The sequence below is a fragment of the Burkholderia sp. IT-111MI5 genome, assembly GCF_949752865.1.
GTDB lineage: Bacteria > Pseudomonadota > Gammaproteobacteria > Burkholderiales > Burkholderiaceae > Burkholderia > Burkholderia pyrrocinia_C.
This window is the reverse complement of the sequence record NZ_CATKIF010000033.1, coordinates 120,657-145,963: the sequence shown is the minus strand read 5'-3', so window position 1 is coordinate 145,963 and position 25,307 is coordinate 120,657. Positions and strand designations below refer to the sequence as shown.

At 66.0% G+C, this 25,307-nt stretch carries 8 protein-coding genes; 5 read left to right on the top strand and 3 right to left on the bottom strand.

The features are described from left to right. Positions 1-76 precede the first annotated feature (76 nt). From ACM6JT_RS22495 to ACM6JT_RS22480, 4 genes are all read left to right on the top strand, one after another. Complete coding sequence (locus ACM6JT_RS22495) at positions 77-2,299, top strand: tetratricopeptide repeat protein (protein ID WP_414857334.1); 2,223 nt, start codon at positions 77-79, stop codon at positions 2,297-2,299. A gap of 42 nt (positions 2,300-2,341) precedes the next feature. After that, positions 2,342-4,585, top strand: a complete 2,244-nt coding sequence (locus ACM6JT_RS22490; protein WP_414857333.1) for a tetratricopeptide repeat protein — start codon at positions 2,342-2,344, stop codon at positions 4,583-4,585. Continuing rightward, positions 4,582-6,834: a tetratricopeptide repeat protein gene (locus ACM6JT_RS22485; RefSeq protein WP_414857332.1), complete on the top strand. Its 2,253-nt coding sequence runs from the start codon at positions 4,582-4,584 to the stop codon at positions 6,832-6,834. The genes ACM6JT_RS22490 and ACM6JT_RS22485 overlap by 4 nt, the downstream gene beginning before the upstream one ends. A 284-nt stretch (positions 6,835-7,118) precedes the next feature. Next, a complete protein-coding gene (locus ACM6JT_RS22480; protein ID WP_414857491.1) occupies positions 7,119-19,778 on the top strand; it encodes a filamentous haemagglutinin family protein in 12,660 nt (4,219 codons plus the stop codon). A gap of 337 nt (positions 19,779-20,115) precedes the next feature. Here the strand turns inward: ACM6JT_RS22480 and ACM6JT_RS22475 are convergent, their stop codons facing one another. Together ACM6JT_RS22475 and ACM6JT_RS22470 are read right to left on the bottom strand one after the other, a co-directional pair. Further along, positions 20,116-21,441 carry a substrate-binding domain-containing protein gene (locus ACM6JT_RS22475; protein WP_111019956.1) on the bottom strand — a complete coding sequence of 442 codons (1,326 nt, stop codon included), beginning with the start codon at positions 21,439-21,441 and terminating at the stop codon, positions 20,116-20,118. A gap of 171 nt (positions 21,442-21,612) precedes the next feature. After that, positions 21,613-22,938, bottom strand: coding sequence for a substrate-binding domain-containing protein (locus tag ACM6JT_RS22470; protein ID WP_111019957.1), 1,326 nt, complete (start codon positions 22,936-22,938; stop codon positions 21,613-21,615). Positions 22,939-23,619: 681 nt separating this feature from the next. Between ACM6JT_RS22470 and gspF the strand changes: the two genes are divergently transcribed. Next, positions 23,620-24,837: a type II secretion system inner membrane protein GspF gene (gene gspF, locus ACM6JT_RS22465; protein ID WP_414857331.1), complete on the top strand. Its 1,218-nt coding sequence runs from the start codon at positions 23,620-23,622 to the stop codon at positions 24,835-24,837. 8 nt (positions 24,838-24,845) lie between these two features. On the opposite strand, the gene ACM6JT_RS22460 is transcribed toward gspF, so the two are convergent. Continuing rightward, the gene (locus tag ACM6JT_RS22460; RefSeq protein WP_414857330.1) at positions 24,846-25,292 is read right to left on the bottom strand and encodes a type II secretion system protein N; all 447 of its coding nucleotides are present in this window, start codon (positions 25,290-25,292) and stop codon (positions 24,846-24,848) included. Positions 25,293-25,307 lie beyond the last annotated feature (15 nt).

The window sequence follows — 25,307 nt, the reverse complement described above, 5'->3', positions numbered from 1 at the left end:
GTGGCGAGCATGACCGCCGCGACCGGTTCCATCGGTCGGGTCAGCGGCGGCATCGGCAAACGGGAAGGGGGCGAACGTGACGGTCGAGCACCGGCATGATGCACACGCGGGCGCGTCGGGAAACGACGCGCGCGGGCAACAGCAAGCCGCGGCGATCCTGAGCCGCGCACAAAACTGGCACAGCGCCGGACGGTTCGACGACGCTGCGCGCGAATATCTCGCCGTGCTCGCGAAGGAGCCGGACAATCCCCACGCGCTGCACCTGTATGGCTTACTGCAGTTCCAGCGCGGCGCGGCGGACGACGCCGAAGCATTGCTGCGCCAGTCGATCGCGATCGCACCCGGCGCACGCGCGCTGTCGGATCTCGGCGCGATCGCCGGCGAGCGCGGCCGCGTCGACGAGGCGCTCGAGCATTTCGCGGCTGCGCTGCGCGCGACGCCCGACGACGTGCAGACGCTCGTGCGTCACGGCAATACGCTGATCGGGCTGCGCCGCTACGGCGACGCACTCGCATCGTTCGACCGCGCGCTCGCGGTGTCGCCGCTCGTGCTCGATGCGCTCTGCAATCGCGGTAGTGCGTTGCGTGCGCTGGGCCGCTTCGACGAAGCGCTCGACACCTACGATCGCGCACTGATGGTCGACCCGCGTTCGTTCGAATCGTGGTTCAACCGTGGCCTCGTGTTGCGCGAACTGCAGCGGCCGGCCGATGCGCTGCAGTGCTTCGATCGCGCCAACGCGATCCGGCCCGGCGTCGCCGCGATCGTGGCCGAGTGCGGCCGCACGCTGATCGAGCTCGATCGGCCGGGCGAAGCGCTCGCCGCCTTCAACGAAGCGATCGCGTCCGATCCCGCGCGCATCGACGTGCTCTACAACAGCGCGGTGGCGCTCGAACGGCTCGGTCGCGCCGACGAATCGCTCGCCCGCTGCGAGCGCGTGCTGATGCTCGATCCGGAGCATGTCCGCGCTCATGCGACCCGTGGCAATGCGTTGCTGCAGCTCAAGCGCTACGACGATGCGCTGGCCGGTTATGCGCGCGCGCTGGCGCTCGATCCGCACGCGGCTCAGACGTTGTGCAACCGCGGCACCGCGTTGCGTTATCTGAAACGTTACGACGATGCGCTGGCCAGCTACGACGCGGCGCTTGAGCGCGACGCACGGTTCGCCGAGGCGTGGACCAACCGCAGCAGCGTGTTGCAGGACCTGCATCGCTACGACGAAGCGATGGCGTCGCTCGACCGAGCGCTCGCGCTGCGTCCCGATCACGCGACGAACTGGCTCAATCGCGGCAACCTGCATTTCGAAACGGCACGTACGGACGACGCGCTCGCCGCGTACGACCGCGCGATCGCGCTGCGTCCCGACTACGCCGAAGCGCATTTCGCGCGCGCGTCGCTGTATCTGATCGAAGGCGATTTCGCGCGCGGCTGGCCCGAATACGAATGGCGGCTGCGCGATGCGCAGCTTGCGCGGCACTACCGGCCGTTCACGCAGCCGGCGTGGCAGGGCGACACGCCGCTCGACGGCAGGACCGTGCTGATTCATGCGGAACAGGGCTTCGGCGATACGCTGCAATTCTGTCGTTATGTGCCGCTGGTGGCCGCGCGCGGCGCACGGGTCGTGTTCGAGGTGCAGCCGGCGCTGCGCGCGCTGATGGCGTCGTTGCCCGGTACGGCCGACGTGATCGCACGCGGCGAGCTGCTGCCGGCATTCGACTGCCAGGCGCCGCTGTTGAGCCTGCCGCATGCGTTTCGCACCGAAGAAGCCACCATTCCACACGCCGATGCCTACCTGCAGGCGGACCCGCAGCGCACGCGAGAGTGGGATGCGCTGCTCGGCGAACGGCGCCGGCCGCGGATCGGGCTCGCATGGGCCGGCAATCCGGAGCATCGCAACGATCACAACCGGTCGATCGATTTCTCGCGGCTCGCGCCGCTGTTCGATCTCGACATCGACTGGATCAGCCTGCAGAAGCCCGTGCGCGAACCCGACGAGGTGCTGCTCGCGGATGCACCGGTTCGCCGCGTCGACGACGAACTCGGCGACTTCGCGGATACGGCCGCGCTGATCGGCGCGCTGGATCTCGTGATCGCGGTCGATTCCGCGATCGCGCATCTGGCGGGCGCGCTGGGCCGCCCTGTCTGGGTGCTGTTGCCCGATCCGCCGGAGTGGCGCTGGATGCGTACGCGCGGCGACAGCCCGTGGTATCCGTCCGCGCGGCTGTTCCGGCAGCCGGCGCCGGGGGACTGGACGGGCGCGATCGATGCGGTGCGAGCCGCGCTCGAGCCGATGACACGTTAGACACGACACGCGATGCGAACAGCGACCAGTGGGAGCCACACGATGACACCGAACGGGGAAGGGACGACATTCGCGAGCGCGCCGGTCGCGCCGGATCGCCGTCCGCCCGACGCCGCGCAGCTCGAACGGCTGCTCCTGCGTGCGCGCAAGGCGCACCACGACGGCGCGCTGCAGCATGCGGAGAACGCGTATGCCGAATTGCTGACGCTCGATCCCGAGCATCCGGAGGCGCTGCACCTGCTCGGCGCGGTGCGCTTCCAGCAGGGGCGGCTCGACGATGCCGAGCCGCTGATGCGACGCTCGGTCGAGCGCCGGCCGGTGCCGCTCGCGCTCGCGAATTACGCGGCGGTGCTGGCCGGGCTCGGGCGAGCGCACGATGCGCTCGCGCGCCTCGACGAGGCGCTTGCGATCAATCCCGTCCATCAGCGCGTATTGTTTCAGCGCGCCGGGCTGCTCGCGCAACTCGCGCGGCACGACGACGCACGCATGGCCTACGATCGCCTGCTCGAACTGACGCCCGGTTTCGCCGACGGCTATGTGAAGCGCAGCGACATGCTGCGCGCACTCGGCCGCCATGACGAAGCGCTTGCCGACTGCGACCGCTCGATCACGCTCGGCGGGCGTTCGTTCGACGCGATGCGCGCGCGCGGTCTCGCGCTGCGCGAACTCGGCCGTTTCCGCGATGCGGTCGACAGCTATGGCCACGCGCTCGCGCAGACGCCGGGCAGCGCCGAGGTGCTGTTCCTGCGCGGCGTCGCGTATCTGGACCTGCACGATCCCGAACGTGCGCTCGCGGATTTCAATGCGGCGATCGCGACGAGCCCGACCTTCATCGATGCGATCTTCAACAGTTCGATCGCGCTCGAGCAGCTCGGCCGGCACGACGAGGCGCTCGGACGCTGCGACCGCGTGCTCGCGATCGATCCGCGCCATGCGCGGGCGCTCGCGAACCGCGGCAACGCGGCCAGCCACCTGGAGCGCTACCGTGACGCGGTCGACAGCTATGCGCGCGCGCTCGAAGCGGAACCGCGCAGTACCGGCGTGCTGTGCAACTACGCGAGCGCGCTGATGCGCGTCGAACGTCACGACGATGCGCGCGACATGTGCGACCGCGCGCTCGCGCTCGATGCGAGTTTCGTACCCGCATGGTTCACGCGCGGCCGCGTGCAGCTCGAAACGCACCGCTACGAGGCCGCGCTCGACGATTTCGCGGGCGTGCTCGACGCGACGCCGCGCGACAAGCTCGCGCACTTTCACAAAGGCAACGCACTGCGCGCGCTGCGACGTCACGACGCCGCGCGGCAGGCGTATGCGGACGCGATCGAACTCGATCCCGACTATGTGCTCGCGCACTGCATGCGCGCATTCCTGTGCCTGTCGATCGGCGATTTCGAAGCGGGCTGGGCCGAGTACGAATGGCGCTGGCGCGACACGCAGCTCGACGCGAGCCGGCGCGCGTTCGCGCAGCCGCGCTGGACCCACGGGATGCCGCTCGACGGGAAGACGATTCTGCTGTACCCGGAACAGGGGCTCGGCGATACGTTGCAGTTCTGCCGCTATGTACCGCTCGTGAAAGCGCTCGGCGCACGCGTCGTGCTCGAAACGCCGGTCGAACTGAAGGCGCTGTTCGCGACGCTCGACGGCGTCGACACGCTCGTCGCGCGCGGCGAACCGCTGCCGCCGTTCGACCTGCATTGCCCGCTGCTGAGCCTGCCGCTCGAGTTCCGCACGGACCTGGCGTCGATTCCGGCGGACGTGCCGTATCTCGCCGCCGATCCCGCGCGCGTCGCGCGCTGGCGCGAACGGCTCGGCGCATCGACACGACCGCGCATCGGCCTCGTGTGGTCCGGCAACCCGCTGCACCTGAACGACCGCAATCGCTCGATGACGCTTGCGGATCTGCTGCCGCTGTTCGACGACCGCTACGAGTGGATCAGTCTGCAGAAGGTGGTCCGCGACGAGGATCGGCCGGTGCTCGATGCGAGCGCGGTCCGCTTCGTCGGCGACGATCTGGCGGACTTCGCCGACACGGCGGCGCTGACCGCGCTGATGGACGGCATCGTCAGCGTCGATACGTCCGTCGCGCACCTCGCCGGCGCGCTCGGCCGGCCGCTTGCGCTGATGATTCCGCATACGCCCGATTTCCGCTGGCTGCTCGAGCGTGACGACAGCCCGTGGTATCCGTCCGCGCGATTGTTCCGCCAGCCCGAGGGCGGGCAGTGGGCGCCCGTCGTCGAGCGGATCGCGGCCGATTTGCCGACGCTCGTTGGTGGGGGCGCGCGGTGAGTGCGCGCCGTGAAGCTGCGCCGCTCGCCGGATTCGGTGTCGGCGCCGTGCCGTTGAGCGCGGTGCTCGCCGATGCGCTACGCAATGCGCGCACGCGTCTCGAACAGCGCGACTTCGCGGGGGCCGGGCGGCTCTACGAAGGCGTGCTGACGATGGCGCCCGACCACGTCGAGGCATTGCACCTGCTCGGCCTCGTGCACCTGAAACTCGGCGATCCCGCGCGGGCGGAGCCGCTGATTGCGCGGTCGATGCGGTTCGGGCTGAACCAGCCGTGGAATCTCGCGAACCACGCGGCGGCGCTGACCGGCATCGGTCGTCATCGCGACGCGCTCGCGGTTGCCGACCGCGCGCTCGCGGCCGATCCGGACCATGCACCGTCGAATGCGGCGCGCGGCGATGCGCTGCTCGCGCTCGGACAATACGACGCAGCGCTCGCGGCCTACGATCGCGCGCTGGTGCGCGAACCGGCCCACGCCGCGGCGTGGTGCAAGCGAGGCGAGACGCTGAGGCGGCTCGAGCGGCCCGCCGATGCGCTGATCAGCATCGAGCGCGCGCTGCGGATCGATGCGAACGACCCGGCCGCGCATACCGAACGCGGGCATGCGCTGCGCGCGCTGGGTCATCGCGAGCAGGCGCTGCACAGCTATCAGCTCGCGATGGTCGTGCGCGGCAAGACCCCCGATCTCGTCTATGCGTGCGGCGTGGTGATGACCGAGCTCGGTCGGCCGGCCGACGCGCTCGCGTGTCTCGACGAAGGGCTTGCACGGCTACCGAACGACGAACAGTTGCTGTACGCGAGCTGCGTCGCGCTGGATCTGCTGCATGCCCGCGATGAATTGCTGAAGCGCTGCGACCGGCTGCTCGCGCTGAATCGCGGCAACGTCGCCGCATGGGTCGGGCGCGGCAATGCGCTGCTCGGGCTCGAACGCTACGACGAAGCCGCGTACGCGTATCGCGAAGCGCTGGCGCGCAAGCCCGACGACATCGACGCGCGACGCAACAGCGCGGCCGCGCTGCGCGCGCTCGGCCGGTACGACGATGCGCTTGCGGATTACGACGCGGCGCTCGCGCTGACGGGACCGCATGCGGAGCTGCATTACAACCGCGCGCTCGCATTGCAGCAGCTCGGCCGCTACGACGAAGCGCTCGCGAGCCACGCGGCCGCGGCCGCCGCGCCGGCGGAAGCGGCGCAGGCATTGTTTACGCGCGCCGTTGCGCGCCAGCATCTGGGCGACTACGACGCGGCGCTGGCGGACTACGCCGACGCGTGCCGGCGCGATCCGCACCACGGCGCCGCGCGCCGGTCGGAGGCGTTCTGCCGGCTGCTGATGGGCGATTTCGACGCGGGCTGGCGGCAGCACGAGACACGCTGGGACGCGGCCGACGTGATGCTGCGTCGGCGTCATGCGGACCGGCCGCTGTGGACCGGCGACGAACCGCTCGCAGGCCGCACGCTGCTGCTGCACGCGGAACAGGGTTACGGCGACACGCTGCAGTTCTGCCGCTATGCGAGCCTCGCGCACGACGCTGGCGCGACCGTGATCGTCGAAGCGCCGGCCGCGCTCGGCGAACTGCTCGGCACGCTGCGCGGCGTGAGCCGGATCGTCACCGAGGGGCAGCCGACGCCGGCGTTCGACCTGCAGTGTCCGCTGATGAGCCTGCCGTACGCGTTCCGCACGACGCTCGACACGGTGCCGGCCGACGTGCCGTACCTGCGCGCCGATGCGCGGCGGCGCGCTGCGTGGGCGCAGCGCCTCGACGCGCTTGTGCCGCCGGGCCGGCTGCGGGTCGGGCTCGCATGGTCCGGCAATCCGCGTCACGCGAACGACGAGAACCGCTCGATACCGTTCGCCGCGCTCGCGCCGCTCGTCGCATGCGATGCGACGTTTGTGAGCCTGCAGCCGCAGGTGCGTGCGCGCGACGTCGAGGCACTCGCCGCGAGCGGCGTGCTGTCGTTCGCGGACGCGCTGACGGATTTTGCCGAAACGGCCGCGCTGGTCGACACGCTCGATCTCGTGATCAGCGTCGACACGTCGGTCGCGCATCTGGCCGGTGCGCTCGGGCGGCCCGTGTGGGTGCTGCTGCCGCGCGTGCCGGACTGGCGCTGGCTGCTCGATCGCGACGACTGCCCGTGGTATCCGGCCGCGACGCTGTTCCGGCAGGCGCGGCCCGGCGACTGGCCGGCGGTGCTCGAGCGGGTGGCCGGGGCGCTCGACGCGGTGCACCGCACGCACCCCGAACCGGCGTGACCGGCCTTCCATGACAAAAGCTACGGACCTTTTCGCGGGGGCCGGAATGGTCCGTAACAGTCGCCATGTCGCTGCCATTCGCGCTTCGTATGGTCTTCGGATTCCAGCGGCCTGTTTCAGGCGCAACGACATGTGCGGTGCCGGACCGGCGCCGCGCGCAATTTCCTAGCATCGGGGTGGAAAGAATGGCAGCACGCGCACGTACGGATCGGCAAGTTCGCGCAACGGCCTCGCGGTCGGTCTTGAAATCGGAGCTGAGCCCGCTTTACCGGGCGGTCGTGCTGATGCTCGCGGCGGGCGTGTCCGCGCATGCGCATGCGGCGGGCATCATGAACCTCGGGCAGGCTACCGCGCGTGCGGCGGGCGGCGCCGCGGGCGGTGCCGGCGGCGTGCCGGGCATGCCGAATCTCGGCGTGTCGCCGCAGCAGGCGCTGCAGGCGAGCCAGCCGTCGATCCGCAACCTCGGTTATGCCGCGCACGCGATCGCCGCGCAGATCGCCGCGCAGCAGAACGCGGCCGCGGCGGCAGCGAAGCTGCCGTCGACGGTACCGAACGGGCTCGCGCCGGGCGGGCTGCAGGTCGCGGCGGGGGCGACGGGCGATACCAACAATCCGGTGCTGTGGTTCAACGCGAACGCGCCTCAGCAGAACGTCGACGCGAACGGGCACGTGAACGTCGACGTCAAGCAGACCGGGCAGAACGCGGTGCTGACGTGGGAGACGATGAACGTCGGCCGGCAGACGACACTGAACTTCGACCAGTCGGGCGGCACGCAGACGAACGGCGCGAACAACTGGGCGGTGTTGAACCGGATCAACGATCCGAGCGGCAGGCCTAGTCAGATTCTGGGGAACATCACCGCGCAGGGGGCGGTGTATGTGATCAACCGGAATGGCGTGCTGTTCGGGGCCGGGTCGCAGGTGAATGTGCATTCGCTGGTGGCGTCGTCGCTCGACGTGCTGAACATGAACAACTACAACCAGACCCTGCAGAACAAGGTGCCGGTTGTGGCGGACAGTACGCTTGCGCAGGATGCTGCCGGGATCGTCGCGAGCAACAAGCAGTTCCTGAGCCTGCCTGCCGGGACGACGGGCGGGCTCGCGTATCCGGAGTCGGGTAGTTCGACGGGGGTGAATGGCAGCAGCCAGGTTCCGAACGAAGTGCTTGGCCTTGGCAATCAGGTCAACCTTACGTCCGCAAGCCAGTATCAACCGTGGGGCGATGTCACCATCGAACAGGGTGCGTCGATCAGCACGCACGCGAACGGCAATGCGAGCGACGGCGGCTTCGTGATGATCGCGGCACCGAACGTGACGAACGCGGGGCACATCAAGGCGACGGACGGGCAGGTCGTGCTGGCGGCCGGTGTCGGCGTGAGCCTGCGGCCCAATAGTGGCGTCACGGCGAATCCTCAAGTGCTGCTGCCGGAACTGAGCGGGCAGATCATGCTGCTTGGGCCGAATGGCGCGACAACCGACGTCACGCCGGCCGGCACGCTGACCAATACCGGTATCGTCGAGGCCGCACGCGGCAACGTGAACCTGCTCGGCAGCCGCGTCGCGCAGAACGGGGTGGTCGGCGTGACGACGAGTGTCAACGCGCCCGGCACGATCACGATTTCCACGGTCGACGAATACAGTTCGAACAACCCTTCGGGTGCCAAATACTTCGGGCTGGGGCAGGCGACTGGTGGAATCGGCGGCGCGGACGACACGCATCGCGCCGGCCTGCTGAGCTTCGGCCCGGACTCGGTGACGACGGTGATGCCGGACGGCAACGGCCAGACGACGCCGTCGACGCCGGGCGCGACCTTCACGCCGGGCAGCATCGGCATGACGGCCGGCTCGATCTGGTTCCAGGGCGGCTCGCTGATCGAGGCGCCCGGGTCGAAGGTCACCGTCGCGGCGCTGACGCCGTCCACGTCGGGCGCGCAGGCGCCTGCCGGCCAGACTGCCGTACCGGGCCGCATCTATGTCGACAACGGCGCGACGATCGACGTGTCGGGCCTTGCGAACGTCGAAGTGCCGATCTCGCAGACACTGGTGACGGTCGACCGGATCGGACAGAACGAACTCGCGGATTCGCCCCTGCTGCGCAACGGGTTCCTGCTCGGGTACAAGAACCTCGTGTTCGACAGCACGCTGACGGGCACGCGCAGCGACGGCGTGCAGTGGGTCGGCAGCCCGATCCTGAACCTGTCGGGGTACGTGAACCTGATTCCGCGCACGGTCGACCAGTTGCTGACCAATGGCGGGTCGATCACGCTGTCGGGCAACGAGGTGATGACCGCCGCGGGTTCGTCGATGAACCTGAACGGCGGTTACGTCCATTACGACGGCGGGATGGTCAACACGACGCGCCTGGTCGACGCGAACGGCGCGATCGTCCCGATCGGGCGGGCGAGCCCGTACGACACCTACGTCGGTATCGCGGGCCAGTTCGTCGAATCGCATCCGCGCTGGGGCGTGACGAAGTCCTGGTACAACCCGCTGCAGACGGCGGGCGCGTATCAGGGCGACACCATCGTCGGCGGCAATGCGGGCACGCTCGACGTGTATGCGTCCCAGGCGACGGTGCTCGACGGCGACATCAGCGCGCAGGCGTTCGGCGGCGCGAAACAGATGCAGGGCAACAGCCTGCCGAGCGGCGGGACGTTCAACCTCGGGGCCGATCCGAAGCTCGGCAGCACTGCGCTGGTCAATCTGACGTCGAACAACCACGACGCGGGAACCGGCGCCACCGGCCTCGTCGTGCTGCAGGACCACGCGCCGTCGCTCGGCGAGATCGCGCGGGGTTTCTCCATCGATACGCCGCTCGATGCCAACGCCTTGCAGGCGCTGCCCGAGACGGACCCGCGCAACGTGTTGTCGACCACCGTCGTACCGGTCGCGACATTGAACAACGGCGGTTTCGCGAACCTGAACGTGACCGAGGACAAGGTCGGCGGCAAGGGAATCGTGGTGCCGCAAGGCACGCAATTGGAATTGCAGCCGGGAGGCTCCATTTCGCTCGGCAGCGCGCGTCCCGGCGCCGACGTCAATGTGGCAGGCAAGCTGATCGTGCCGTCGGGATCGATTTCGATTGCCAGCGGCGGCAACGTCATCGTAGGGCCGCAGGGGGTAATCAGTGCTGCCGGTCAATGGGTGAACAACGACTTGCAGGCGGCGCCCGGATCGACGCCGGGCAACAGCCAGTTCATCAACGGCGGCACGATCTCGCTGTCGGCAATCCAGAATTCGCTGATTGTGCCCGGCGCCGGTTATGCGGACGCGACCGGCTCGGTCCTGTTGCAGCCCGGCAGCGTGCTGGACGTGTCGAGCGGCGGCGAGATGCTGGCGAACGGCCAGATGCTGATGCAGAACGGCGTGCCGGCCGGGCGTGGCGGCAACGTGTCGTTGCAGACTTATGCGGGACCGCAATCGAAACAGTTTGGTCACACGACCGATGGCGGCGGCGGTGCGTACCTGCCCGCCACGCAGCCGACGGCCGGCACGCTTGCGCTGGGCGGCACGATCCTGAGCGAAGGTTTTTCGGGCGGCGGCACGCTGACGCTTCAGGCGCTCGGATTCCGGATCGGTGGCGATGCGGCGGCAGCGTCGCCGTTCGACGTGTATCTCCCGGAGACCTTCTTCGCGCGGCAAGGGTTCGGCAAGTACGTGCTGAACGCGTATTACGACGCGACCGTCGCGCCGGGCGCCATGGTCGGCGTGACGCAACTGAACCGCATCCCGGATGCGGTCGCGCTTCAACAGGCCGGTACGGGCGCGAACCTGTCGGCGGGCAGCCTGACGTCGATCGGCCAGCTCGATGCGTATCACCGGCAGGCGACGAACCTCGTGTTGACGGGCGGCAATTACACGTCGTGGCTGACTTCAGCCGGCGTGGTGCCAACGTACCCGGGCGGGACCGGCGCGGTCACTGTGTCGGAAGGCGCGTCGATCCATGCGGATGCCGGCGCGAGCGTCGGCCTCGGTTCGCCGACACAGGTCACGGTGCTCGGCTCGATCGTCGCGCCCGGTGGATCGATCACGCTGAGCGCGGACGGCGGCGGCACGTATGCGCCGGCCGGGCAGTTCAACACCGGTTTCCTGAGCGCGAGCCAGTCGGTGTGGCTGGGCGCGGATGCCTTGCTCGACGTATCGGGCACGGCATTGGCCAATCCACTCGCGGCGCCGGTCAAGATCGGCGCGACGACGGTCGTGCCGAACTCGGGCAAGGTGTTGCCCGGCGGCTCGGTGACGATGTCGAGCGACAAGGGCTACGTGGTGGCGCAGGCGGGCTCGAAGATCGACGTGTCCGGTACGTCTGCGAATTTCGACCGGTTGCAGGCCAATGGTACTTACGCGTCGCAGCCGGTCTGGAGCGATGCGGGCTCGATCACGCTGTTGGCGGCGAACGGCCTGTTTGCGGATGCGACGCTGGCGGGGCATCCGGGTGCCGCGCAGGCACGCGGCGGTACGTTGACGATCCTGCCGCATCAAAACGATGGCGCGAGCGGCACGGCATTGGTCGTGCGGCAAGACGGAACGCTCGTGCCCGCGGGACTGGCACCGGGACAGGATTTCACGTCGGCGATCGATCCGACGACCGGACTGCCGATCGGCCAGCCGACCGGGGTCATCCAGTTCGCGGCCGACCGGTTGACCGGGTCCGGCATCGCAAACCTGGTGCTCGGCAGTGCCACGCCGCCGAATCTGTTCGGCGTGTCACCGACACAGATGCTGTTTGCGGGCGACGTGACGCTGTCCTTGCCCGAATCGGTGACCCTGAATGCGGGACGCATTGCAGCCATCGGCATGGGACAGTTGTCGACGCTGCTGTCGACGCCGGTACGCAAGCCGGACGGGACGATTGCGTCGGCGGTCGACGCCGTGCTGGCACAGGCGCCGCAAACGCCGCTCGGCACGACGGTGGAAATCGATGCGCCCTACGTCGCGTTGTCGGGGCCGTTCATCCAGACGCAGGCACCCAAGTTCAAACCGGTCGCGACGCTGTCGGATGCGACGCTGAACGTGAATGCGTCGTTCATCGACCTGAAGAACCAGCTTCAGCTCAACAATTTCAGCCATGCGAACTTCACGAGCGGCGGCGACATCCGGCTGAGTTCGACGAATGCCGGCCAGACCTTGATGCCGGGCATCCTTTATACGCCTGGCGACCTGACGTTCAAGGCGGCTGGCCTGTATCCGGCGACCGGCAGCACGTTCATCGTCGACGCGGTCGGCCCGACCGATCCGGCAACCGGCAAGCCGGCGCCGACGACGGTCACGTTCGCGTCGAACGGCGCGTCGCGCACACCGTTGTCCGCAGGTGGCACGTTGCTCGTCGATGCGACGAACATCGTGCAGGGCGGCACGGTGCGCGCACCGTCCGGCACGCTCGTGTTCGGTATCGGCGATCCGTCGAATGCGGCGACGCAGGCGCAGTTTGCCGGTCTGCTGTTGGTCGCGACGGATTCGGTCAGGCTCGCAAGCGGCAGCGTGACGTCGGTGTCGAACGAAGGCGCAGTCATTCCGTATGGCACGACGGTCGACGGGGTCGAGTGGCAGTTCAATCCGGTCGCCGGCACGACGACGGCAGACCTGACCGCACCGCCCGCGAAATATGTCGGCGTGAACGGCGGCAACGTCGCGCTCGACAAGGGCGCGACGATCGACCTGTCCGGCGGCGGCGACCTGCAGGCGGTCGAATGGGTGCCGGGCACCGGCGGCACGCGCGACGTGCTGTCGCAATACAACGTGAGCTATGCAAGCGGCAAGGGCGCGACGGCAGTGCCGGTCAATGCCGGGGCCGGCAACGTCTATGCGATCCTGCCGGGCAAGCAATCACCGGTCGCGGCTTATGACCCGACCCTCGCGCAGACGGTACAGCCTTCCACCAATGAAAACGGTACGGCAACGACCGCGACGGCGACGATGGGAGTGGGACAGGCGAGCCTGACCGACCCGGTCGGCAAGGCCGTGTATCTGTCGGGCGTGCCGGGGCTGGCGGCCGGCTACTACACGCTGTTGCCGGGCAAGTACGCGACGGTGCCGGGCGCGTATCGCGTGACGGTGTCGAGCACGGCCGGCAACGTCGTACCGGGCGCGAGCCAGGTGCTGCAGGACGGCACGGTCGTGACGGCCGGCTATTTTGCCGACTCGCTGACGGGCAACCGCAGCGCGACGCCGACGTTGTTCAACGTGCAGTCGAACAGCGTGTGGCAGCAATACTCGCAATACACGCTGACGGGGGCGAACGCGTACTTCACGAAACTTGCCGCAAGCAAGGGCAACGTGACGCCGCCGTTGCCGGTGGACGGCGGCCAGCTGGTGCTGGCCGCGACGAAGGCGCTGACGCTCGGCGCGACGCTGAACGCGGCCGCCGGCGCGGGCGGCGCGCCGGCCGAGGTCGACATCGCATCGCAGGACATCCAGATCACCGGCAACGGCAGCGCGGTGCTGCCCGGCTATCTGCAGATCGGCAGCGATGCGCTCGATTCGCTGAACGCGGGCAGCCTGCTGATCGGCGGCACGCGTGCGGCGACGACGCGCGGCGTTACGATCACGCCGATTGCGAACAGCGTCGTCCTGTCGAACGACGGGAACACGACACTGAAGGGCCCCGAGATCCTGCTCGTCACGAAGACCGATGGCAGCGGCACCGATCCGAACGCGGCGAACGGTTTGCGTGTCGATGCGGGCGCATCGATTACCGCGCAGGGCGATTATCCGGCCGCGAAGGACCAGCCGATCTCGATCGCCGGCGACGGCGCGCTGCTGCGCGTGTCGAACGGCGCAATGGCACCGCTCACGCGCACGGGCGGCACGGGCACCGGTTTGCTGACGGTCGGCGCGGGTGCAACGCTCGCGGGTGGCCAGGCGCTGCTGCTCGATTCGTCCGGCGACCTGAAGGTCGATCCGTCTGCGGCGCTGTCGGCCAAGGCGATCACGGCGGACGGTGCCGCGATCACGTTCACGAACGCGAGCGGCGGCGCGGCCGCGAGCCTGCCGGGTTTCGTGATCGATCCGGCCGGCCTTGCGCAGTTCGCGAACGCGCAGCAGGTGGCGCTGCGTAGCTACGGCGCGATCGGCTTCGTCGGCGACGTGAACGCGACGTTCGGCAACAACGTCGATCTGAGCGCGGGCACCTTCACGAGCGACGGCGGCCACGTGACGCTGAACGCACAGCAGATCGCGTTCACGAACGAGATGGGCGCAACGCCCGGCACGGCGACGGCCGGCGGCGGCACGCTGACGGTCAACGCGAAGGAAATCGACTTCGGCACGGGTACGAAGAGCGCGAGCGGCTTCGGCTCGGCCGTGATGAATGCGACGGGCGGCATCGTGGGGCAGGGCACCGGGACGTTCGACTTCGGCGCGTTGCCGGTGACGCTCAATGCACCGGTTTATCTGGCCGATACGAGCTCGGCCGCTACCGTGAAGACCACGGGCGCACTGACGCTGAACGGTGCGTCGGGTGCCGCGTTGAAACGCGATGCGGTTGGCGGTGCATGGACCTTCATCGGCGGCACCGTGGCCGACAACGGCGCGACGATCAGCGCGCCGGCGGGCAACGTCACGCTCGAAGCGACGAGCGGCAACCTGACGATCGGCGGCGGCTCGACGGTCAGCTCGGCGGGCGTGTCGAAGCAGTTCTTCGACGTGACGCGTTACGCGCCGGCCGGGTCGATCACGCTGACGGCCGATGCGGGCACCGTCGACGTACAGGCAGGATCGACGCTCGATTTTTCCGGGGCGAGCGGCGGCGGTGCGGCGGGCAGCCTTGCGCTGTCGGCGCCGCAACAGGTCGTGAACCTGAACGGCACGCTCAAGGGCGGCGCGGCGAGCGGTTATGCGGGCGGCTCGTTCTCGTTGAATACGGGCGGCGCGGCCGATCTCGACGCGCTGTCGAAGACGCTTGCATCGAGCGGCGTGAACCAGGCGATCACGGTCCACACGAAGACGGGCAACCTGACGCTGTCGCAAGGCAACACGCTGACCGCGCATTCGGTGCTGCTCACGGCCGACGGCGGTTCGGGCAGTGCGGCGGATACGGCGAACGGCAACGTGAACGTGCTCGGAACGATCGACGCGTCGGGCAAGGCGGGCGGCGAGATCGACCTGTACGGCCGCAACGGCGTGGACATCGAAGGTACGCTGCTCGCGCGCGGCTCCGATCCGAACCAGCGCGGCGGCAAGGTCAACATCGGCACGACCGCGCTGTTCGATCCGACGATCGTCGATGCGAATGGCAACTCGATCGCGTACAACGCGACCTATGGTTACGAGAACATCCTGAGCGCGAATTCGGGCGCCATCACGCTCGGCGCGAATGCGCTGATCGACGTGTCGGGCGGGACGGCGGGAGGATTGTCGGGCGGCACGGTGAATTTCCGCGCACCGCTGCTGATCGACAACGGCGTGAATCTCAATCTGCCGGATACGTTCAACAACGGCAAGGGGATCGTCGGTTCGCGAGCGACGACGCTGGAAGCGTATGCGGTGTGGAGCACGACGGATGCGACGACGGGCGCGAAGCACTTCGACGGCGTCATCGATCCGGCGGGATGGTATGACAAGAGCGGGCATCTGCTGGGCGGCACGTTCACGGCGCAAGGCACATCCGGCACGCCGGCGACGTTCTCGTTCACGCCGGACGGATCGGGCGGCGGCACGCTGACGAATCAGGCGACCGGTGCATCGGCGAGCGTCACGCAGGCACAGCTTCAGAGCGGTAGTTCCGCGATCGGGTTCGGCGGGCTGAACAACATGTATTTCGCGCCTGCGAGCGGCGGCACGAATGCGGATCACCAGACCTTCTACGGATATCAGAACGGCGATGCGTCGACGACGGCGCCGGGCACGCTGATGGGGTTTGTACAGCACGGGCTCGATACGCTGGTCGATCCGTTCGCAGGAAAGAACATCGCGAATGCGCGCATCGTGCCGGGGATCGAGCTAGACAACCCGAGTGCGGCGATCAATGGCGGCGATATCCAGGTGCTGACGAACTGGAACCTCGGTGCGGGTGTGTCGCCGACGAATCTCGCGTTCCGGTTCGACGGGGAGGCGCCCGTCGTGACACTGCGCGCCGAGAACAATGTGAAGGTGAAGGCGAGCCTGTCGGACGGGTTCTTTCAGATTGCGAACCCGCTGGGTGGAGGCGGGACGATTCCGGTGCCGCCGTTGTCGACGCTGAATGCAGTACAGACAATTTTCAACGCGCCCGCGGGCTTTTTCGGGATTGCGTATGGCTATGGACTCTCGTATTTCGCGGGGAGCGGCCTGGCGTCCGGTCCGGGGCAACCGACCGGCGGCACGCCGGACGAGATTGCAGAGTACTACGCACTATATTCGGCGTATGCGAATTTTCTGGATCAGACCGCGACAAGCCTTTCGTCAGCGTTGACAGGTGTGCCGTTGACCAGTAGCAATATGGAGATCGTCTACAGACTACACGCGCAAAACTCTACGACGATGCTGCCCGGTCAGCCAGTGGCTCCGATTGCGCCGAGCACAGCCGAGCAGGCTTCGAATCCCGGCTCCTATCTGATCTATCTGAATCAATATCAGAAGTATCTGTCCGATTCAGTCCAGTTTGTGGTCCAGCATCAGCAGCAATGGCCGCTCGTGACTACTGTCACGGCGCCAAGCGTTCAACCGGTTTCGGTCATCGCGACCACGACGATCAGCTTGCCTGCCGTGACGGACAATTCGCCGGCCCCTACCTCCGTTGCGACCGTCCCGATTCCGCTTGTGTCTGCTTCACTGACGGGCGGATCGAGCAGTTCCTTCCGCGTCGTGGCTGGGGCGGATCTGAACAGCACGAACCCGCTGGCGCTTCAGGCGCCGACCGCAGGAGGCGGATCGAACGGCAAGAGCGTGATTTTCGACGGGCATACGACGTTCGTGGACGGCAATGGCCTGGCGTTGCTGGCCCCGACGATGATTCGCACGGGTACGGGTGCGATCGATATAGCGGCCGGCAACGACATTGCGTTGTTCGATGTCGATTCGATCCAGCCGGGCAACCCGGACGTGCTGGTTCCCGGCGTGATTTACACGGGCGGCGCGCCTGCCGCGGGGGCGCCAGCCCCGGGCACCGGCCTTTCGATCATTCATGGCGGGAGCGGCAATCCGGATATTCTGGTTACGTCCCCCGTCAATCCGGATTCGGCCGGCGATATCACGATTCACGCACAGGGAGATATCACCGGCGCGGAGTATTTGACCGATGTGAACGGCACGGTGACCGGAAAGAAGGGCGCCAACATCAGTCAATTCTGGTGGCAGTGGATGCAGATCGGCAATCCGACCGGGATGGTCGGGGCGACCAATCCCGCGACGCAGACCGTGCAGACGTCGATCAACTTCGGTGCGTTCGATCAAGGCGTGTTGAGCGCGGGCGGAAACGTCTCCGTGTCGGCGGGCGGGAATATTTCCGACCTGTCGGTGTCGTTGCCGACGACGTGGTATCTGACCGGCGCCAATACCGATAGCCCGACGGTCAATACCGTTGGAGGCGGCAATCTGACAGTACGGGCAAGCGGAGACATTCTGAGCGGCGGCTATTTCGTCGCGAAAGGATCGGGCACGATCACGGCGGGCGGGAAGATCGGGTCGGATATTGTGGTGCCCCCGAATTTCGACGGTGCGCGGACCGTGACGATGGATACGTTGCTGGCTATGCAGGATGGCGTACTCGACGTCAACGCGCGACAAGGCGCCAGCATCGGACGCGTGTTCGATCCGTCGTATGTGCAGGGCAATGCGCTGTTGTCCGCGTACAAGCAACAAGCCGACATGAAGGGCTATTCGTCGACATCCGCCGTCAATATCACGTCCACGACGGGCGATGTTGCAATCGGCACGCTTTCCAACGTCGGGTTGATCGGTGGCGGCAATTTCAGCCCGATGACGCCGGGTCAACTCGACCTGTCGTCCATTCTGCCGTCGTCGGTAGACCTGACCGCGTTCACTGGCGGCATTACGGTTGCGGCGAGCGGCGAGCTTTACCCGTCGGCATCGGGCAATCTGAATCTGATTGCCGACCAGACCATCGGTCTGTCGACCATCAACGGCATGGGGCCGCCCGTCGGGACGCCGTCATTCGGCATGCTCGATGTCGACCCGTCCGCGATGCCGTCACCGGCGAGGCCGAATGTATTCGTCGCGGATCCCACGGTTGCATCTGCGGCGGCACACGATTCCGCTGCGTTGCATGGCGATGATGCCGTACCGGCGCGAATCTACAGTTTGAATGGCGATATTGTCGATGGCGTTCTGCAGACAACCGGTGCTCGCGCAGGCTTGTTCGATTATCTTGTCCCTGTCGTGATTGACAAGCCTGCATTGATCCAGGCCGGGCGCGACATCGTCAATCTGTCGTTCCTGGGGCAAAACCTGCGCAAGTCGGATGTGACTCGTATCGTGGCTGGACGCGACATTTACGATACGCAGGGATTGATAGTGGGGCAGGGAACGGTTGCGCCGGTACTTGCGCTTGGCGGTCCGGGCACGTTCGATATCGAGGCGGGCAGGAATATCGGACCGCTGACGAATCAGCTGACCGTGAAGAATTCGAAAACGCTAACGGGTATCGACGCGATCGGCAACGCGAACAATCCGTACCTGCCGCACGAAAGCGCAGACGTCAATGTTCTTTTCGGCATTGGGCCGGGCATCGACACGTCATCGTTCGTCTCGACTTATATCGACCCCGCGGGTTCGGTGCCCGGTGTCGCAAGCAGTGCAGGCACGCTCGTCGCGTTCATGGAGCAATACGAGGCGGGTCTTTCGGTCGATACGGGCCTCGTCAACGATCAGCCGACGATCAAGCCGTTGACCTCGGACGAGGCATGGTCGAAATTCAAGGCGCTGCCGCAGTATGTCCAGCAGCTCTTTGCCGAACAGGTACTGTTCAAGGTGCTGACCAGCGTCGGCGAGGATTACAACAACCCCGGCAGTCCGTACTATCAGAAATATGCACGCGGATATGAGGCGCTCAATACGATGTTCCCAGCCGCGCTGGGCTACACGGCCAACAATCTCGGCGGGGGCAGCAACGGTGCGAACAGGTTGATCGATACGGGTGACCTGGACATTCGCAGCACGACCATCCAGACCCAGCAGGGCGGCAACGTATCGATTCTCGGCCCGGGAGGTCAGGCGCTGATCGGCAGTACATCCGCACCGCCGCAGATCGTCGATCCCACCACCGGCAAGGTGATTGCGGGGCCGGGGACGATGGGGATTCTCACGCTCGAGAAAGGGGATATCGACATCTTTACGGATCGCAGTGTCCTGCTGGCGCAGAGCCGGATCTTCACCGAGCAGGGCGGCGACATGACGATCTGGAGTTCAAACGGCGACATCAACGCGGGCAAGGGTGCGAAATCGTCGGCCGATACGCCTGCGCCGCAGTATGTGTGCGATGCGAACCACTACTGTACGGTCGACGCGCGTGGGCAGGTCACCGGAGCGGGCATCGCGACGCTGCAGAGCGTACCTGGCGTGCCGATTGGGACAATCAACCTGATCGCGCCGCGCGGCACGGTTGATGCGGGAGACGCCGGTATTCGCGCGGGGAACCTGAACGTCGCGGCGCTGCGCGTGGTGAATGCCGACAACATTCAGGTGACGGGAAAGGCGTCCGGTATCCCGCTCGTGCAGGCGGTGAATACCGGTGCGTTGACGGCCGCGAGCGCAGCTGCATCGGCCGCGACACAAGTCGCGCAGGATATCGCGAAGAACAACGCATCCGGCGGGTCAGTCCGTCGCTGGACGATTTCGGTGCAGGTCGAAGGTTTTGGCGACGCAGGCGGCGATGGCATGAAGAAACACAAGCAGCAAGTTGGCTACGATTCGTCGAACGCGGTGTCGATTCTTGGCTTCGGTCAAGCAGGCGCAACGCAACGGGCCACGTTGACGTCGGAGGAGCGCGCCAGGTTAGGCAAGATCTGATTCGGACGAACGTAAGGTGTGACGCGGGGCGCCGGTTGGATCGGTGACCCGCATTTTATTTTTCGTGCATGCATACATGCGTCGTGCGGGTCGTTCGACGAGCGGAGCGGAACGGAACGATTCCGACGCGAACGTAAGTTGTGCTGCCTACCAGTCCACCCGGAGTTCTTGTATGTCGTAAGACCGCGTGGACATTCCGACTGCAATACGGGATGTTCGGAGTTGTTGCGGCTTGCCTGACGGATACGTTGAAGACGACCGAATAAAACTGAGCCCCTGATAACCCAGGGGCTCAGTCGTTTAGAACTCGGAAGTCAGCTTGCTGGCGACTTAGGACTTAGCGGCCGACCACCGTGCCCGTGCAGACGCTCGTGTTGCCGATGTCGAGGTTGAAGCCGCTCGTGTTGCTCAGGAAGTCGGCCGAAATCGCGGTCTGATAGTTCGACGGGACCGTGTCGAAGCCATTGCCATGAACGATCGACGCGAAGCTGGCGTTCGTGTAATGCGCGTTCAGGAAGTCATGCGTGGCCGCCTTGACGTCCGGATTGGCGTAGCACTGGCTCAGGATAATGTAGCTCATGCCGGAGACCGGATAGCCAGAGTTCGGGTTGTTGGTATTTGGGGCCCAGTTTGTCTGGTTGGCGGCGAAGAACCTGTTTGCTGGTGGCGCAATCGTACCAAGCGCTGCCGTAGCGTTCGCATACGTTGGCGCGTAATACTGGCCGTTCTTCAAGTTCACGAGGCTCGCCACCGGCAGTTGGATCGCATTGGCCGAGGTCACGACGGAGCTTGATGGCGCGAGATACGTATTGGTATGACCCGGTCCCAGGTACGCAACCGCAGCGATGCCGGTGCTGGCGAGCGAGGTCAATGTGTTTCGCACGTGGCCATCTGTCGAGCCCGGAATGAAGTTCGGCGGTGCGATGCCACCCGGGAACGACGCCGTGAACGTCAGCGAGTCGATGAACGTCACGCCCGTGGCCGTATTGACAGTCGTACAGACAGCGGCTAGATGGCGGGTCAGCAGTTCGGTCGTGCCGCTGCCGTCCGAGCGATAAACCACCTTGATCGGCATGCTGGTCGTCGTGTACGCCGAGCCCGTTTGCGGGTTGATGACGGGATTGGCACCGCTCACGCCAGCCCAATCGGTGATACGACCCGAGAAGATGCCGCACAGATCGTCGTCGTTCAGCGCGATGCTATGCGCTTGACTCGGCGTCGTTTGCGGCGTCGTCGTGCTCGTCACGGCCGGGCCGTTGACGACTGGAACCGTGATCGGCGTGACGATGTACGGGATCTGGATCAGCGGGCCGTTGGTCGCGCCGAGGCCTACCTTGTACGACATGAGTTGTGAGGGTGTGAGTGCCGCGTCGCTGTTCGCGAAGTGGACCGTGCCCGTGACCGTCGAACCGAAGAACGTCGGCTGGTTGTTCAGGAACGCGTTCTGGCCGGCACCCGAGCCGACAGAGAAGTACGTGAACGAGCCTTCGGCGGTGCCAAACAGACCGATTTCGGTTGTGCTGTTGTCGATTGTGCCGATAGCCGGAGCGAAGAGCGACGAACCACCGCCTTGCACGTTCGGCGAAGCCACCGTTGCCGTGGCACCTGCGCCGGACAAGAAAAGAGCGATGATCTGGCAGAGTTTGCGTTGTTGGTGTTTCATAAGATTTTCTCCCGTCGTGTTGACCGGATATTCAAAGTGCATCGTATGTTCGAAAGCGATGCTCGACTTGGCAGCGAAGAGAAACGCGCAATTGCATACGCAAACAAACACTGCGCCCTTGGTTTCCCAAGGGCGCAGTCGCGTCGGGCAAAAAATCAGCCTGAAGAACGCTTAACGACCGGTAACCGTGCCTGCGCAGACGCCCGTGTTGCCGATGTCGAGGTTGAAGCCGCTCGTGTTGCTCAGGAAGTCGGCCGAAATCGCGGTCTGATAGTTCGACGGGACCGTGTCGAAGCCATTGCCATGAACGATCGACGCGAAGCTGGCGTTCGTGTAGTGGCTGTTCAGGAAGTCGTGCACCGCCGTTTTGACAGTTGCATCCTTATAGCACTGGCTCAGGATGATCTGGCTCGTGCCGGAAACCGGATAGCCGGAAGCCGGGTTGCCTGCATTCGGCACCCAGTTTGCTTGGTTGGCGGCCTGCGCCTTGAGTGTCGGCGGGGTTACAGAACCCAATGCCGTAGACGCGTTCGTGTAGTTCGGTGCGTAGTACACGCCATTCGTCTTGTTCACGAGGCTGGCCACCGGCAGTTGCAGCGCGCCGGCCGACGTCACGACCGTGCTCGACGGGGCGAGGAACGTATTCGTGTAATCCGGGCTCAGGTACGCGAAGGCTGCCGTACCGGCCGACGAGAAGCTCGCCACCGCATTACGCACGCCACCGCTGCCCGATGCTGCAACGAAGTTCGCCGGCACGACGCCGCCCGGGAACGACGCCGTGAACGTCAGCGAGTCGACAAACGTGACACCGGCTTGCGTGTTGGTCGTCGTACAAACAGCGGCCAGGTGGCGCGTCAGCAGTTCGGTCGTGCCGCTGCCGTCTGCACGATAGACCACCTTGATCGGCGTGCTGGTCGTCGTGTACGCCGAACCCGTTTGCGGGTTGATGACGGGGTTGGCGCCGCTCACGCCGGCCCAGTCGGTGATACGACCCGAGAAGATCCCGCACAGATCGTCGTCGTTCAGCGCGATGCTATGCGCCTGACCCGGCGTCGTTTGCGGCGTCGTCGTGCTCGTCACGGCCGGGCCGTTGACGACCGGCACCGTGATCGGCGTGACGATGTACGGGATCTGGATCAGCGGGCCGTTGGTCGCGCCGAGGCCGGCCTTGTACGACGTGAGCTGGGCGGTCGACAGTGCCGCATCGCTGTTCGCGAAGTGGACCGTGCCCGTGACGCCTGCGCCGAAGAACGTCGGCTGGTTGTTCAGGAATGCGTTCTGGCCTGCGCCCGAACCCACCGAGAAATACGTGAACGAGCCTTCGGCGGTGCCGAACAGGCCGATTTCGGTCGCGCTGTTGCCGATCGCACCGATGGTCGGGGCGACGAGCGACGAACCGCCGCCTTGCACGTTCGGCGAGGCCATCGCGGCCGTGGCGCCCAGACCGGAAACGACGAGAGCGAGGACTTGACAGATCTTGCGCTTGCTGGATTTCATGAGAAATTTCCTTGAACGAAGATAAACGGGAACCCCTGCTGTTGCGGTTGGAATGCTTATGGACCGCCGGATAAATGTAGGGGGAAATCCGTATGACGCGTGTGAATTTTTCATAACGAATGGTGCGTAACATTTTCGTCGAATTAGTCATTTCGTTATTCGGATTGATAAAGCGGAGATTTGGCCGGTATTCGATGTGTGCCGGGATTTCGCAGATGTTGAGATTGCGCGATGAAGCGTTGATGTGCGCCTTCGAGCAGGCTTGGGAGCGGATGCTGGAGTGCGTTTGCGCGCGTCGCGTGGACGCATCCCTGCATGCGATGCCGCGCTATAGCAACTCCAAGTCAGTTTCGTGGCGGATGCTACGGAACATTTCTTCCAGAGGCGAACGAGTCATCTGTTGAGATATTGAGGAAATTAATTGAATGATTTCGATAAAAAACGTGGATTATGGTGCACCCGATCGTTAATGTCTGAATGACAGTCGACGCGATCCGGTATGAAATCGTTCTTCCGATATAAGAATAACGACCGAAAGTAATAAAGCCCGCCCAAAAAGATAGCCCAACATCCGTCACAAATTTGCGCTGGTTCGCTCCTTAGTCTTCTTCGGCGACTCCGTCCGGCGCGTTGCGCGACGTCGTCGGAAAAAAGTCCTATGCGTGACTCGAGGGCACAGACATGTCGGCATTCCGCTACGAAGCGATCGATCCCACCGGCCGCACGCTGAAAGGCGTGCTCGAAGCCGACAGCGCACGCGCCGGGCGCAGCCATCTGCGCACGCAGGGGCTCACGCCGCTCGTCGTCGAACTCGCCGCGCAACGCCAGCACGGCGAGCGTCAGCAACGTCTGTCGCTCGGCCGCAAGCTGTCGCAGCGCGAGCAGGCGATCATCACGCGCCAGCTCGCGAGCCTGCTGGTCGCGGGGCTGCCGCTCGACGAATCGCTGTCGGTGCTGAGCGAGCAGGCCGAACGCGAATACCTGCGCGAGCTGATGGCGTCGATTCGCGCGGAAGTCGTTGGCGGTCATTCGTTCGCGAATGCGCTCGGCCAGCATCCGCGCGATTTTCCCGACATCTATCGCGCGCTCGTGGCGGCGGGCGAGCATACGGGCAAGCTCGGCGTCGTGCTGTCGCGTCTCGCGGACTACATCGAGCAGAGCAACGCGCTGAAGCAGAAGATCCTGCTCGCGTTTACATATCCGGGCATCGTCACGCTGATCGCGTTCGGCATCGTCACGTTTCTGCTGAGCTACGTGGTGCCGCAGGTGGCAAACGTGTTCACCAGCACGAAGCAGCAATTGCCGACGCTGACGGTCGTGATGATGGCGTTGTCCGATTTCGTGCGGCACTGGTGGTGGGCGTCGCTCATGGCGACGGTCGCGATCGTGTTCGCGATCCGCAAGGTGCTGTCGCAGGAAGGGCCGCGGCTCAGGTTCGATCACTGGCTGCTGACCGCGCCGCTCGCGGGCAAGCTCGTGCGCGGCTACAACACAGTGCGCTTCGCGAGCACGCTCGGCATCCTGACGGCCGCCGGCGTGCCGATCCTGCGCGCATTGCAGGCGGCCGGCGAGACGCTGTCGAACCGCGCGATGAGCGCGAATGTCGACGACGCAATCGTGCGCGTTCGCGAAGGTTCGGCGCTGTCGCGCGCGCTGGCGCATACGAAGACGTTCCCGCCGGTGCTCGTGCACCTGATCCGCTCGGGCGAGGCGACGGGCGACGTGACGACGATGCTCGATCGCGCATCCGAAGGCGAATCGCGCGAACTTGAGCGTCGCACGATGTTCCTGACGAGCCTGCTCGAACCGCTGCTGATCCTCGCGATGGGCGGCGTCGTGCTCGTGATCGTGCTCGCGGTGATGATGCCGATCATCGAGTTGAACAACATGGTGCAGTGAGACGCGGCTCAGCGCACGAACACCTTCACCTTCTCCGCGGCAGGCAGCGCGATCTCGCGTTGAAGGCCGTTGCGGTCGACGACGATCGAGCGCGCTCGAACCTCGGCGAGCTTCGCGGCTTCGCCGATCGCGGCGCCGAGCGACACGACGCGCGACGCTTCGCCGCCGATGCTGACGATCGCGGCCGCGCGGCGCGCGTCGAATGCGAGTACGCCGAGCAACTGGATCGCATCGCGGCCGTTGTCGGGCTTCGCGCCGAAGAGCTGCGCGCTCGCGGTGACGTCGAACGGCGCGGGCGGTGCGACAGGCGGCGGAGCAGGCGCGTCGGACACGGTCAGCAAACGCACGGCCCACAGCGATACAGCGACGAGCGCTGCGCCGGAAGCAAGCGTGGCGACAAGCGGCAGCAGATCGGCGCTGGACGGAACGATACGGAGCAGGGCGAACGGTTTCATGGCAGCAGGTCGGTG

Excerpts from the sequence above, each read along its gene's own strand:
- ACM6JT_RS22470 (WP_111019957.1), bottom strand. The coding sequence starts at position 22,938 with ATGAAATCCAGCAAGCGCAAGATCTGTCAAGTCCTCGCTCTCGTCGTT.
- gspF (WP_414857331.1), top strand. The coding sequence starts at position 23,620 with ATGTCGGCATTCCGCTACGAAGCGATCGATCCCACCGGCCGCACGCTG.
- ACM6JT_RS22475 (WP_111019956.1), bottom strand. The coding sequence starts at position 21,441 with ATGAAACACCAACAACGCAAACTCTGCCAGATCATCGCTCTTTTCTTG.
- ACM6JT_RS22460 (WP_414857330.1), bottom strand. The coding sequence starts at position 25,292 with ATGAAACCGTTCGCCCTGCTCCGTATCGTTCCGTCCAGCGCCGATCTG.
- ACM6JT_RS22480 (WP_414857491.1), top strand. The coding sequence starts at position 7,119 with ATGCTCGCGGCGGGCGTGTCCGCGCATGCGCATGCGGCGGGCATCATG.
- ACM6JT_RS22490 (WP_414857333.1), top strand. The coding sequence starts at position 2,342 with ATGACACCGAACGGGGAAGGGACGACATTCGCGAGCGCGCCGGTCGCG.